At 69.0% G+C, this 12725-nt stretch carries 15 protein-coding genes and 1 pseudogene; 4 read left to right on the forward strand and 12 right to left on the reverse strand.

The annotated features are described in order from the left end of the window. Positions 1–20: 20 nt before the first annotated feature. Both FA582_RS05980 and FA582_RS05985 read right to left on the reverse strand, forming a co-directional pair. Positions 21–584 (reverse strand): hypothetical protein, encoded by a 564-nt coding sequence (locus tag FA582_RS05980; protein WP_010146528.1) that lies wholly within the window; start codon positions 582–584, stop codon positions 21–23. Between the two features lie 39 nt (positions 585–623). Next, positions 624–1217 (reverse strand): hypothetical protein, encoded by a 594-nt coding sequence (locus tag FA582_RS05985; RefSeq protein WP_010146529.1) that lies wholly within the window; start codon positions 1215–1217, stop codon positions 624–626. Between the two features lie 150 nt (positions 1218–1367). Here FA582_RS05985 and FA582_RS16535 point away from each other — a divergent pair, with 150 nt between their 5' ends. Continuing rightward, positions 1368–1682, forward strand: a complete 315-nt coding sequence (locus FA582_RS16535) for a hypothetical protein (protein WP_010146530.1) — start codon at positions 1368–1370, stop codon at positions 1680–1682. A gap of 34 nt (positions 1683–1716) precedes the next feature. Here the strand turns inward: FA582_RS16535 and FA582_RS17060 are convergent, their stop codons facing one another. From FA582_RS17060 to FA582_RS05995, 4 genes and pseudogenes are all read right to left on the reverse strand, one after another. Then, positions 1717–1980, reverse strand: coding sequence for a hypothetical protein (locus tag FA582_RS17060; protein WP_029540395.1), 264 nt, complete (start codon positions 1978–1980; stop codon positions 1717–1719). Between the two features lie 55 nt (positions 1981–2035). Next, positions 2036–2701: pseudogene (locus FA582_RS17680) on the reverse strand (MFS transporter); the annotation flags it as partial. 172 nt (positions 2702–2873) lie between these two features. After that, positions 2874–3017: a hypothetical protein gene (locus tag FA582_RS16540; protein ID WP_010146533.1), complete on the reverse strand. Its 144-nt coding sequence runs from the start codon at positions 3015–3017 to the stop codon at positions 2874–2876. Continuing rightward, positions 3014–3262, reverse strand: coding sequence for a ribbon-helix-helix protein, CopG family (locus FA582_RS05995; protein WP_010146534.1), 249 nt, complete (start codon positions 3260–3262; stop codon positions 3014–3016). The genes FA582_RS16540 and FA582_RS05995 overlap by 4 nt, the downstream gene beginning before the upstream one ends. 90 nt (positions 3263–3352) lie before the next feature. On the opposite strand from FA582_RS05995, the gene FA582_RS06000 reads away from it, so the two are divergent. After that, positions 3353–3589: a BrnT family toxin gene (locus FA582_RS06000; protein WP_147899769.1), complete on the forward strand. Its 237-nt coding sequence runs from the start codon at positions 3353–3355 to the stop codon at positions 3587–3589. A 296-nt stretch (positions 3590–3885) separates the two neighbouring features. On the opposite strand, the gene FA582_RS06010 is transcribed toward FA582_RS06000, so the two are convergent. Continuing rightward, on the reverse strand, positions 3886–5181 hold the full coding sequence (locus FA582_RS06010) for a tyrosine-type recombinase/integrase (protein WP_147899702.1): 1296 nt from the start codon (positions 5179–5181) through the stop codon (positions 3886–3888). Continuing rightward, positions 5178–6284: a tyrosine-type recombinase/integrase gene (locus tag FA582_RS06015; protein ID WP_147899770.1), complete on the reverse strand. Its 1107-nt coding sequence runs from the start codon at positions 6282–6284 to the stop codon at positions 5178–5180. The genes FA582_RS06010 and FA582_RS06015 overlap by 4 nt, the downstream gene beginning before the upstream one ends. 65 nt (positions 6285–6349) lie before the next feature. Between FA582_RS06015 and FA582_RS06020 the strand changes: the two genes are divergently transcribed. Beyond that, the gene (locus tag FA582_RS06020) at positions 6350–6919 is read left to right on the forward strand and encodes a hypothetical protein (RefSeq protein WP_141567781.1); all 570 of its coding nucleotides are present in this window, start codon (positions 6350–6352) and stop codon (positions 6917–6919) included. 173 nt (positions 6920–7092) lie between these two features. Here FA582_RS06020 and FA582_RS06025 read toward each other — a convergent pair whose 3' ends face one another. Beyond that, a complete protein-coding gene (locus tag FA582_RS06025) occupies positions 7093–7764 on the reverse strand; it encodes a transposase (protein ID WP_147899771.1) in 672 nt (223 codons plus the stop codon). Here FA582_RS06025 and FA582_RS06030 point away from each other — a divergent pair. Continuing rightward, on the forward strand, positions 7763–9133 hold the full coding sequence (locus FA582_RS06030) for an IS256 family transposase (RefSeq protein ID WP_420853147.1): 1371 nt from the start codon (positions 7763–7765) through the stop codon (positions 9131–9133). The genes FA582_RS06025 and FA582_RS06030 overlap by 2 nt on opposite strands. 199 nt (positions 9134–9332) lie before the next feature. Here the strand turns inward: FA582_RS06030 and FA582_RS06035 are convergent, their stop codons facing one another. The 3 genes from FA582_RS06035 to FA582_RS06045 all read right to left on the reverse strand — a co-directional run bounded on the left by FA582_RS06035 (position 9333) and on the right by FA582_RS06045 (position 12612). Next, complete coding sequence (locus FA582_RS06035) at positions 9333–10424, reverse strand: hypothetical protein (RefSeq protein ID WP_029542014.1); 1092 nt, start codon at positions 10422–10424, stop codon at positions 9333–9335. A 349-nt stretch (positions 10425–10773) separates the two neighbouring features. Continuing rightward, positions 10774–11337 carry a DUF7010 family protein gene (locus FA582_RS06040; protein WP_010149437.1) on the reverse strand — a complete coding sequence of 188 codons (564 nt, stop codon included), beginning with the start codon at positions 11335–11337 and terminating at the stop codon, positions 10774–10776. Between the two features lie 66 nt (positions 11338–11403). Continuing rightward, the gene (locus FA582_RS06045) at positions 11404–12612 is read right to left on the reverse strand and encodes an IS110 family RNA-guided transposase (protein ID WP_010149438.1); all 1209 of its coding nucleotides are present in this window, start codon (positions 12610–12612) and stop codon (positions 11404–11406) included. Positions 12613–12725 lie beyond the last annotated feature (113 nt).

The raw sequence follows: 12725 nt of genomic DNA on the forward strand, positions 1-12725 counted from the left end.
ATCCCGGCCGACGGTCGACGTCATCGACCGGGCAGCGACGTCTCGGACGCCTCGTCGGCGGAGGAGAGAGTCTGCGTCCACCGGGCGAAGCCGTCCAGCAGCTCGTCGCGGTCACTGCCCAAGGCCTCGCGGTAGGCCTGCTCGATCTGGTCCGCGTCGTGGCGTTGGTCCAGGACGATCAACCGCCCCACGAGGTCGATGAGCCGGTCCGGGCCGTAGGTCTCCTCGAGGTAGTACGTCAGCGCGATCGACTCCAGCGTGTAGGCGTCGGCGGCGATCAGGTCCTCGGGGTCCATCGGCACGGTGGGGAGTGCCGTCGGGGGGCCTTGCCTCGCGAAGTGGTCTCCGGCGCTGAGCAGCAGGTGCTCGGCATACGCAGGGTCTTCCACCGAGCTCCACCAGGAGGGCGGCCCCTCCAGGATCCAGTCCTCCGGCCAGGCCTCGACGTCCTCACCCGCAGTCGCGGAGGAGGCGGCCATGTAGCGCAGCTCGGTCTGCCCGCCCGGGCTCGGGCCGTACTCCTCCAGGTCGAGCAGCGCGAGGTCGAGGTCGAGGAAGAGATGTGCCTGGACGGGGGAGCGCATGCCGGTGAGCCGACCGGCGTCACGGGGGATCTCCTCGGGCTACACCTTGAGCGGAAGGGAGGACCCGCTGCTCTCCGGCCATCCGTGCTCCTCCAGCACCTCGGCGGGGACGAGCTGGACGACCAGCCGGTCACGTCCCTGGGCCAGCCACGACAGCTCGGTCAGACTGGTTTCCGCGGCCCGGTCGAGAGTGTCGAGGATGGTCTCGGCGTCCGCCATGCGGGACCGCTGGACGAGCACGTCGACGCGGTGACCGGTCAGGACGGCCAGCTCTTCACCCAGGTCCCACAGCTGCGGATGGCCGAAGAACTCCCCGTTGCGCCCGCGGCTGTCCACGAGCAGGGGCGGCCCTTGCTCGGTCGCGGCGAACACCCATCGGTACTGCTGCAGCACCGGCACCGGGTCCGCGCCGGAGAACTGGTGGCGTAGGCCCACGTGCGCCACGGTGCCCTCGGTCGGGGTGCGGGAGACCACGCCGTCCAGGCGGAGCTGGCGCATCTCCAGGGGCGCGGCGCTCACGCCGTCGAACCACGCGCGTTGCCGGTCCTGCAGCTCCGGGGCCACGTGCGCGAGGTATGCCTCGACAGCCCCCGCCTGCAGCGCGTCGTCCATCGCGAGCAGGACCTCGTGCACCTAGTCGTCGCTGACCTCCGTGCCCCGGTCTTCCGCAACACCGCTCGTGGACAGCGATTGCTCCATCGAGGAAGTGGCGACCTGCGCGTCGGTGGCGGGGGGGCCGGCAGCAACCGGCAAGATCTGGACCGGAGCGGTACGGTGATGCACATGACGACGCAGGGCCCGGGGGCTGGGGACGAGGGTGCCACCATCCTGAGCTTCCCGACAGGGCACGAGGCCCCCCGCAGCAGCGAGGTCGACCTCGAGGGTGAGCCGGTCACCGTCATCTACCTCCCGTGGCCACACGTCGTCGACGGTGTTTCCCGACCAGCCGGCCTCTACTACCGCACCACCGACGCCTCCGGGTTCTACCCCGACCCTGCGGTGCGCGGGCTGGACGCGGTGCTCGATGAGGCCCGTCCTGTGCTGAAGCACCACCTGCGGCTCCTCCGCGAGCCCGGGCAGGGGCCTGCGGACGGGTGATCTCCGGGCCCCTCGTCGTCGGCGCAACGCTGGGTCACTCCCAGGGCATGTCCCGCAGGATGTCCTGCGGGCTGGCCAGCACGGTGTAGAAGAACCACGATGCCGAGGCGCAGACGACCATGATGGCCGCCATGGGCACCGCCGAGTCGACCTCGAACAGTCCGCTCACCGGGGAGATGAGCGCGCCGAAGACGAAGTTCGTCGCCCCGAGCAGGGCAGCAGCCGCTCCGGCGCGTTCCCCGTGGTCGGCCAGCGCGATGCTCGGGCTGTTCGGCATGACGAAGCCCACCGAGCCCATCAGCAGGACGATGCCGCCGACGATGGCCCACGCCGACGTAGCGTCGGTCCGCGAGCAGCACCCGGTAGCTGGCCCACAGGGTGCGCGGGCCGAAGTGGCGCCGTCGCTCCGGGGGCAGAGTCTCCTTGACCAGGACCAGCGCCAACACCGCCAGCAGCACACCGAAGGCTCCCAGCGCCCAGAAGATGGTCCGCCAGCTGCCGAAGATGAGGAACTGGGCGCCCAGCGTCGGCGCCAGGATCGGGGCCACACCGACCACCAGGAAGAGGCGGGAGATGAAGCTCGCCATCCGGGAGCCGCTGTAGAGGTCGCGGACCATGGCCTGGGACAGCACCATCCCGGCCGCGCCGGTCAGGCCCTGCACGAAGCGCAGCAGCAGTAGCACCTCGATCGAGGACGACACGGCGATCGCCGCCGACACCACGACATACAGGGTCAGCGACGCGATCAATGGTCGGCGTCGGCCGAAGGAGTCCGACAACGCCCCGATGAGGAGCTGGCCGGTGGCGAGACCGACGAGGGTCGCAGTCAGCGTCAGCTGCACCGTGGCCTCGGTCGTGGACAGGTCCTCCACGACGGCCGGGAAGGCGGCGAGGTACATGTCGATCGTCAGCGGACCGATCGCGACGAGCGCCCCGAACAGCAGCAGCCGACCCAGCGGGGAGGGTTCGGTGCGGGGCCGGGAGGATGCGGGAGGTGCTGCGAGGGGGACTGATCTCACCCCGGGGCCAAGGTGGATGCTCTGCGTGATATTCCCCGCATCGGGCGCAGGGAGGGTGAGCCACCGGGCCGTCCCTCCGCCATCTCCACCCGCGTTGTCGAGGTTCTGGCCCTAGCCGAAATGGTTCGTCGCGGTGGCCAGCGGCCCCGAGCGCCCCGCGGCAGTGCGCGACTCAGGGCAGAAGGTCCCAGAACTGCCGACGGGCCGGCATCGCGTGCATGACCATCTCTTCGCCGCTGAGGGAGATGAGCACGACCGTCTCCAGCAACCTCGCCTGAAGCACTCCGTGCTTGAGCGCGCTGCAGTGGACCTTCACACGGCGTAGCCGGCAAGCGCCCACCGGATTGCCTTGGAGCGAGACAGGTGCTCCCGGGCGGCATACGCGTTTAGCGCTGCGATCTCTTCGGCCGTGAGCCGCACGGCGATCACCTGGGTCGGTTCGGCCCCGCGCCCGGGACGACCCCGTCCGCGGCGCTTCAGCGTCTCGACGTCATAGCCAGCCTCGGCCTCGTCAGCCCACTTCTGGATCTGCTCGTCGGTCACCTGATCGTCGCGTGCCATGGCAATATCGTATAACGAAAACTTGACGACGGGGAGAGGCCAGCAGTCACGACCGTGCGGCCTGAGCGTGCGTCAAGGTAACCTTGACGCGTGGAGATCCGAGATTCGGCGCGCAAGCGCGGGATCGTGGACGAGGAGATCGAGCACGCGTGGCTGAACGCGATGAGAGTGGTCGAATACGAGTACGCCGGTGAGGACCGGCTGCTGGTGATCGGAGCAGACCAGCATGGCCACCTGCTTGAGCTCGTGGCAGTGCCCGCAGGTGAGCCGACCCGGATCATCCACGCAGATCGGCTGAGACCGAAGTTCTATGACTACCTGAGGTGAGGAGAAGCGATGACTGTCACGAAGCACGATGACTCGACCGGGCTGGGCCAGGTTGAGGTTGACACGCACCCGGCTCGCGACGCGGTGCACTTCCGCCGGATCCTTGCTGCCCGCAAGTCCATGGCGGATGCGGAGCAGGAGTTGCGAGACGCGGTCAAGGCGCACGCGAGGCGGGTGACTCCTGGACCATGATCGGCGCCGCGCTCGACACCACCCGCCAGGCCGCTTACCAGCGCTTCGGCCGAGACTGACCACACGAAGAGCGGCATTATGCACGTGATGGGGGTGGGGGTGGTTCATGATGCTTCGCCGTTCTCGAGGTTGTTCAGGAGCTGGGTGAAGAGCTGGGCTCGGTGGGTCTGGCCCTTGGCGTGGGCGTCGTCCTGCTGGGCCTGGAGAGTGGGGCGAAAGGCGATGGTGGTCTGGAAGAAGGTGCAGGTCTCGCAGATCGACTCGAAGGCGCAGTCGAGCTCGGGGGGCCTGGTGCAGTAGCCGTTGCCGAGCATTCGGGAGTGCTCGCGACGGAGGCGGGCCATGTTGGGTCCGAGGGCGTCGGCGGGCAGCTGGGCGGGGTCGTTGTAGAGGGCGTCGACCTTGTCGGTGACGGCGAAGTACTCCTCCGCGACGGTGCGGTTGGCGATGCGGGCGTAGCGCAGGGTCATGTCCATCGAGGAGTGGCCTAGCATCGCGGCGATGGCTTCCAGGGACATGCCGCGGTTGATGGCCTGGGTGGCCAGGGTGTGGCGCAGCTGGTGGGGGTGGATGTGGCCCAGCCCGGCGGCGGCGCCGGCCTTGTTGATCATCCGGGTGACGGTGTGCCGGTCCAGCGCCCGGCCGTTCTCCCTGGGCAGCAGCAGCGGGTGGGTGGGGTCGACGTGGGTGGCCCGGTAGTCCTGGATCAGAGTCACCACGTGCGGGTGCAGGGGCAGGTAGCGGTCCTGGTGCAGCTTGCCGACCGGGACGTGCAGCCAGGGTCCGGCGCCGATGTGCACGAGCGCGTCGGCGGGCAGCGCGGTGTACTCGCTGACCCGCAGACCGGTGCGCAGCAGCACCTCCACGGTCACGCGCAGCAGCATCCGGGGCTGGGCCTGGGCGGCGCGCAGCAGCCGGGCGGCGCTCGGGTCGTCCAGTGCTTTGGGCAGGGGCCGGTCCTGGCGGGGCAGGTCCCCGGAGAACATCGGCACCCGGGCCGGGGCGTCGTCCCAGTCCCACTCGGCGATCCGGATGAAGAACATCCGCAGCGTGCCGAGCCGGCCGGCGATGGTGGCCAGGCCCAGCGGGGCGCCGCCGCGGCCGGGGCGTGCGGCCAGCCACGGCTTGTAGGCCTCGATGGTGGACCGGTCGATGTCGGCCACGCAGGCCAGGGCCGGGGTGTGGGTGAGCAGGTAGGTGGCGAAGCAGCGCAGCGACTGGTCGGCGCCGTTGACGCTGCCCGGGCGCAGCACGCAGGCGATCTGGGTCAGGTAGGCCTGCATGGTGGCCGCGACCATGGGCAGCTCGGCGGCGATCTGGTCCCAGGTCGCGACCGGTGCGGCGCCGCCGCGCTGGTCCTGCCCGGGGTCGAACCGGACCGGCAGAGCGGTGGTGCTCATCGCAGCCTCCGGAACCCCGGCAGCGCCGGTCGCTCACCGGCGGGCGGTGTGAGGGTCGGGAGGGCGCCGGGGGTGCCGGCGAAGACCTGGGCGTCGATGACCTCGGCGGCCCTGCGGTACTGGGAGGCCAACCAGTCGTCGGCCAGGTGCAGGTAGATCCGGGTGGACTCGATCGAGGCGTGCCCGGCCTGTGCCTGGACGGCCTCCAGGGCCATCCCGGCCTCCCGCAGCCGGGTCAGGCAGGTGTGCCGCAGCTCGTGGCAGGTGCCGTGGGACAGGCCCGCGCGGGCCCGGGCACCGGTCAGGACCTGGTCGATGCCGCGCACGGTCAGCGGTTGCCCGCGGGTGGGACCCTTGAGCACGACGAACAACCGGTCGGTCGCGGCGTCGGCGGGACGTTCGGTGGTCAGGTAGTCGGCGACCGCGGTGAAGAACCTGGCCGAGACGGGCACGATGCGTTGCCGTCCGCCCTTGCCCTCGGCGATGAACACCCGCCGTTCGGCGAGGCGCAGGTCTTCCAGGCGCAGGCCCAGGACCTCGCAGCGGCGCAGCCCGCCGAGCACCATCGCCGCGACCATGGCCCGGTCCCGGTGGGTGCGCAGGGCGCCGGTGAGGGCGTCGACCTCGGCTGGGGCCAGGATCTGCGGCAGGGACCGGACCCGCCTGGTCAACGGCACGCCCTGGGAGGGCCGGGATCTCTCCCGGCGGGTCGGCAGCCCCCGGGGAACCGGGTTGGTGACCACGTCCCCGCGGACCTGCAAGAAGGCGTAGAACCCGGAGATCGTGGAGACCCGCCGGGCGATCGTGGCCGGCCCGACCCCGCCACCACCGTGCCGGGGCAGGCCCTGGACGACGCCGGCGGGCCGGCCGGTGCGCTGGGCGGTGATGAAGGCGAGCACGTCGGCCGGGACCGCCTCGGTCGGGTCCTTGCCGAGCACGCCCAGGAAGATCCTCAGGTCGTACGCCGCGGCCAGGACCGTGTTCGGCCGGCACCGCCCGGACAGGAAGTCCAGGTAGTCGTCCGCGCAGGCGACCCCGACCCGCAGCAGCACCTCACCCGAGGGCCCTCGCGACCTGACCAGACACGGATCCAGACCCGACATGTCACGACCTCCCGGTCCCTCGACCATCAGCCACACCGGCTGGTCGAAATCTCCCGGAAGATCACGTGCATAACAAGCAGATCCGGACGTTTCTCGCCTGCCCCGGGGAACAGGGTGAGTTCGTCATGCGTCCGATTACCATGATCAGGACCCGTGTTCGCGTAGCCGCAACGATGTCGGTCACGGTGCTGTTGGTTGGGGGCTGCGGTGACGTCTCGCGGGAGGGAACCCCAGGTGTGTCGGCCCCACCTGGCACGGTCGTTCAGGTTCACAAGGACGTGGCGTTCTACCCGGCTTGCGGCAACGAGGTGCTCAACTTGAATGGGACCAAGTGGTACCAGCTCCTTCCAGAAGAGCAGCGGGCATTGCGCGAGGACCCTGACGATGCGGACTCGATGGGTCCCGCTTTGCCGGAGGCGTTCATGATCGTCCGTAGCTCCGCGCCTCCGTTGCCAGGACCGCAGCGGACGCCGTCCCTCGGCATCCATGTTCCGGCTGTCGTTGCGCCCGGGAGAGGTGACGACATTGGTGACGTGACTGTCTTCGGCGACGGCCTCGCTCGCTTCGAGTCCGACAGCGGGGACCTGACGACTTGGCTAACCCGGGAGAAGCGCACCTACAACTGGGTCTGCTGACCGCCTCAGGTCGACAGGCGCTTAAGTCCGTCGAGGAGCACCCCGCGGCATGCGGCAGTAGCGCGCACTGGATGAAGGCCCGCCGTGCCAGACTCGGGCATGCCTGACCAGCGCCTGCACACCCTTGTCGCCGTTAACGGGCTCTCCGCATTTGAGCGGGGCGTGTGCTGATTTCATGCTGCTGGTCTCTGCCCTCGGGTGAGGGCGATGTGGACCATGATGCGCCTTCGGTAGTTGTCCATGTTGGTGAAGCCGCATCCGACACGCTTGGTTTGCTTGATGATCCGGTTGAAGCCCTCGGTGCGGGCGTTGGTCACGTCCTCGGTGAGCGCGACGAGCACCGCTGGCCACCAGGTGTCGATCGTGGTCGCCAGGCGGCTGGTTTCCTCCATGTCGGCGCGGGCGGCGGCGTCGTAGAAGTCGTACAGCCTGCGCCGGATCTGGTGCGGCTGGTGTTCGGCCAGCAGCAGGCGCAGGCGTTCCTTGACGGCATGCGCGGCGGCGATCTCGTTGGTCGGATCCTCGGGGGCGAGGGCGGGGTTGAACCGGGCCTTTTGCTTGACGGTGAGGTGCTCGTAGCCGGTGAGCAGCAGTTGCCGGCTGGCCCAGACTTTGTCGGTGGCGGTGCCGCGGCGGCCGTGCAGTTGCCGGGTGATTCGTTGACGGACCTGGGTGACCATGAGGTTGGCGAGGGCGACGAGATGCCACTTGTCGACTGCGATCCGCGCGTCCGGCAGGGCGGTGCGGATCCCGTTCGACAGGTACAACAGCGCCCGCCCGGGGGGTGTCAGATGGTCTGTGTAAGTGCCGGGTCTCCGACCGAGAAGGAGATTGACTGTGAGCATGACGCACGACGAGATGAGGGCCGAGGATCTGGACCAGGTCGAGGTGGAGCATCGGGCCGCGGCTGCGCGGCTGCGTGAGGAGTTCTTCGACGACGAGCTGGTCGACAAGTTGCTCGCGGCGACCGGTGAGCGCGGGGTGTCCTTGACCGGGGCCGGTGGCTTCCTGCCCGAGATGATCAAGACCGTCCTGGAGCGCGGCATGGGAGCCGAGCTGACCGACCACCTCGGGTACGCCAAGGGCGACGCGGCCGGCCGAGGTTCGGGGAACTCCCGCAACGGCACGACCCCCAAGACGGTGGGCACCGAGGTCGGTGACATCGCCCTGGACCAGCCGAGGGACCGCAACTCCACGTTCTCCTCGGCGCTGGTGCCCAAGGGCGCCCGCCGCCTCGGCGGGCTGGAGGACATGATCATCTCCCTGTACGCCGGCGGGATGACCGTTCGCGACATCCAGCATCATCTGGGCGCGACGCTGGGCACCGAGCTGAGCCACGAGACGATCAGCAACGTCACCGACGCCGTGCTCGAGGAGGTCAAGGCCTGGCAGTCCCGCCCGCTGGAGGCGTTCTACCCGGTGATCTACCTCGACGCCCTGGTGGTCAAGGTCCGCGACGGGTCGCACGTGACCAACCGCTCGGCGCACGTGGCCGTCGGCGTCGACATGGACGGCGTCAAGCACGTCCTGGGCATTTGGGTCCAGGCCACCGAGGGCGCCAAGTTCTGGGCCGGCGTGTGCGCCCAGCTGGCCAACCGCGGCGTCAAGGACGTGCTCATCGTCTGCTGCGACGGGCTGACCGGCCTGGCCGAGGCGATCGAGGCGACCTGGCCGCACGCGATGGTGCAGACCTGCGTGGTGCACCTGATCCGGGCCTCGATGCGGTTCGTCTCCTACGCCGACCGCAAGGCCGTCGCCGCGATGCTGCGCCCGATCTACACCGCCGCTGACGAGGACGCAGCGCTCATGGCGCTGGCCGCCTTCGCCGACTCCAACCTGGGCAAGAAGTACCCCGCTGCGGTCGCCACCTGGGAGAACGCCTGGGACCGGTTCATCCCCTTCCTGGCGTTCGGGCCCGCGCTGCGCAAGGTCATCTACACGACCAACAGCATCGAGAGCCTGAACTACCAGCTGCGCAAGATCATCAAGAACCGCGGCCACTTCCCCAGCGACGAGGCCGTGATCAAGCTGCTCTGGCTGGCAATCATGAACATCGAGGACAAACGAGCCCGAGAACGAGCCAAGCAGGCCAGCAAGGGCAAAGACCGAAAGTCGGTGCCCCGCCTGATCGAAGGCGCCGCCGTCACCGGTTGGAAAGCCGCCCTTGGCGAGCTCGCCCTCGTCTACCCCGACCGCGTAAACGCCTACCTGTAAACCCAATGTGACCCACATCACTTACACAAACATCGTGACAAGCTCCCCGCCCGCACACCCGCCTCGGCAACGCCCCACCCGCCGAGTACGAGGCAGCGCACTGCGCTGAGCCCACCAAGTCATCGCGACCGGCAATGACACCTGCATAGACGTGGCATCAACGCGTAGATGTTTCAGTTTCTTCTGTGCTGGAGCTGTGTCAGGTGCTGGACCGGGTGTAGGCAGCGGCGCGCACCACATCGTCGTCCTCCAGTCCAGCTCCTAGAGCTCCGCCCACGGTGGCCAGGCTGGCGGTGAGCCAGCTGATCTTCGCGTAGTCCAAAGCGTTCACTGGGTGACCGGCGACACCGGCCAGTACCTGCTCGTCGATGAGCAGCAGCGCGCCGCCCCAGGACAGGATGAATAAGCCGAGGTAGAACACCACAACCCCGATGGCCACGGTCGCGGTGGTGGCCAAATTGAACAGGATCACCTGCTCACGTTGGGCTCGCCGCCGTGGGCGCTCCCACAAGTCGGCTCCCAGGATCAGGGTGGCACTCACCGCCCCGATCGCCATCACCGCCAGCAGGACCAAGCGCACCGGCCCGTAGGCCATGGCCAGTACCCATAGGTCCGAGGCCACCAATGTCAGCATGCCGGTGGCCGCTGCCACGACCAGCGCCCGGGAGAGCCGGGCCACGAAGGCCCAAGGCTGGTTGGCGCGGATCATGCCCAGCAGCAACCGCACGTTGCCGCTCAGCACTCGGGCCGTGAACTGCACGACGTTGTCGTCCGGGCGTTCGTCGAGATCGGTGGACAGCTGGTGGGCTCTTCGAGCAAGATCCCGCTGGGCGTTGCGGTCTTCGGCGTCGTAGCCCAGGAGCTGCCCGACCACGTGCACGGTGGTCTCTTGCACCTTCTGCCGCACGTGCACGGGTCCCAGGGTTGGGACGGAGACCAGTCCTACCCCGTGCACGGGGCTGAGCTGGGTGAGCACCGGACGTCGGCCGGTCTTCAGGGGGATCTCGGTGAGCACCACGGCCAAATCCCAGTTCTCCTCCAGCACGCGGTTTCGGGCCGCCTCCAGCAGGTCCAAGGTCTCGGTGGGTGGATCGACCAGCCGGTCTTCGGCCATCTTCAGTTGCCAGCGCACTCCCGGATACCGCTGCACCAAAATCTTGCGCACCGAGGTGGTGACATCGGGGCCGAGCATCGCAGTCAGGGATGGTGAGACCACCAGGCCGATGAGCAGCTCGGCATCGGAAAGGGGTTCGGCAGGATCGGCGGTGGATCGGCAACGCTCAGCAGTCACCCCTCCATGGTGAGGCAACCACGGGTCGGATTGCCACTGGCTCGATGGAGCCCCCAAGGTTTCGTGCAGCACCGCGGGCCGGATTCGGTGGTCGCCTCGATCCCGGAAAGAACGGTGCTGCTCACTGCGAAATCCTCTCCCCGCCGACGCCGCCAGCGCGAAGACATCACAGCCAGCGGGCCCGGGACCTGCCGGTGTCGAGGACGGCTTCTCGATGATGCTGCAGTGACGGATCGGTTGAAGTGCTTCGGCGGTGTGGGAGCAGTGATCCGCGTGGGGCCGGTCGATTCCGTTCGGACAGGTGATGCATCGACTGCCCAGCGGCAGAGGCGTGCGTCATCGATGGACGCTAGATCGGGGCAGCGATCGCGAGCCCCCCGGTTAGGAGCAACGCCACCCCGGTGAGTGCGCATACCCTGCCCGCGCCAGTAGTGCTCATGTCGTCCCCGTCTGCCGTGGGGCGGTCGGTGCCGTAGATGACGGCGAGGCCGAGCGCGAGAACGATGGGGAGCAGTATGTAGAGAAGGCTCTGGTAAAGCCACGCGTACGGTACGAAGTGCACTGCTCCGGCGAGGGAGAAGAGGAGCGGAACCAAGGTGTAGCGGCCTCGCACCGTCAGCACGATCAGCAGCGGCAGGACGAGTAGTTGAGAAACAGAAATCAGGATCCCTAGCTGGGTGATGAGCTCGCCACCCGGTCTTGTCTCGAACATCCCTAGCCAGGCCGAGATGCCGAGTGCGACGGGTAGGGCGACCATCCCCTGAAACAAGGTGGCCGTTACCGCCCGCTTGGGCTCGGTGGCGCGCCACAGTGCGGCGCAAGCCAGCCAGGTCGTGCCGTACGCGAGGAGGAAGACCGCCCCGCTGTAGTTGCTTCGCGCGAGATCGACCAGGGCTTCTTCGAGGCCAGACATGGACATGAGTATTGCCGAACGGACGACGCAGACGTCCTGAGCGCGGCAAAGATGCTCCTATTGGTGTCAAGCGGCGTTGAGCCATTCGCGGTAGGCCTGGGCGAGCTGGTCGTCGCGTCGTTTGCCGCGTTCGATCTGGGAGATGGCGGTGGGCCAGACGTGCAGGTCGGTGGCGGCGGCGGCCAGGGTGAGGTTCTTGGCGTGCCGGGCGGGGCGTAGGTCGCTGTAGTCGGGGACGGTGCTCCGGCCGATCAGGGCCTGGTAGATCTCGCGGGCGACGGCGCGCTTGAGGGAGCGGTAGACGTCCTTCTTCGTCCAGTTCCGGGCCAGGTGGGTGTCGCGGTAGGCCCGGGTGCGGGCGTCGTTGGACATGCGGTTGTTCACGATCAGGTGCAGGGCGCTGTTGGCGGCGCGGTCCCCGCCGCGGGAGAGGCGGTGGCGGTCGGTGCGTCCGGAGCTGACCGGGACGGGCGCGGTCCCGCAGAGGGCGGCGAAGGAGGGCCCGGAGCGCAGCCGCTCGGGGTTGTTTCCGGCGGACAGCAGCAGCTGGGCGCCGATCACGGGGCCGACGCCTTTGATCGCGAGCAGTGCCGGGTTCGCCGCGGCCGCGCGGGCGCCGATCCGTGCGGTGAGGTCGGCGATCTCGGTGGTCAGGTGACGGTGGCGGCGGGCCAGGGTGCGCAGGGAGTAGAGGACGTCGGCGTGGTCGGCGTCGGCCACCTGCGCCGGCCGGCAGCCGGCGAGGGTGGCCAGCAGCCGGGCCGGTGGCAGGTCCCGGTGGGTGTCGCGGATCCTGGCGGGGGCGTTGATGAGCAGGGCGCCGATCTGCCGCCACGCGGCCTGCTGCGCCTTCAGCGCGGAGCGGCGGGCCACCATCAACGCGCGCAGCGACTCGATCGAGCCGTCCTTCGTAGGGGTGGTCGCCTCGCCGGAGAGGACCGAGCGGGCGGCCCGGTAGGCGTCGAGGCGGTCGCTCTTGCCGGCCCGTCGGCGCTCGGCCGGGCGGGTGCGGTTGACCTCCACGACCAGGATGCCGGCACCGGCCAGGGCGGTGGTCACGCCGCGGCCGTAGCTGCTGGTGCCCTCCACCCCGACCACGGCCACCGGTCCGTGGCCGGTCAGCCAGGCCACCGCGGCCCGGTACCCGGTGCCGGTGGTGGCGAACTCGTGGTCGGCGACGTCGCGGCCCAGGCCGTCGATGAGCGCGACGTGGATGGTGTCGGTGTGCGAGTCGATGCCACCGACCAGTCCTGCGTGCGGGGTGGGGTTTGTCATGATGGGTGCTGCCCTTCGATCCGATGGGTAGGCACCGTCCGGACCGGGACAGACAGGACATACACCAGGCCCTGCATCGGCCAGGCTCGTATTAGGTCATGACCCGCCCGGGC

Source organism: Serinicoccus profundi, assembly GCF_008001015.1.
Taxonomy (GTDB): domain Bacteria; phylum Actinomycetota; class Actinomycetes; order Actinomycetales; family Dermatophilaceae; genus Ornithinicoccus; species Ornithinicoccus profundi.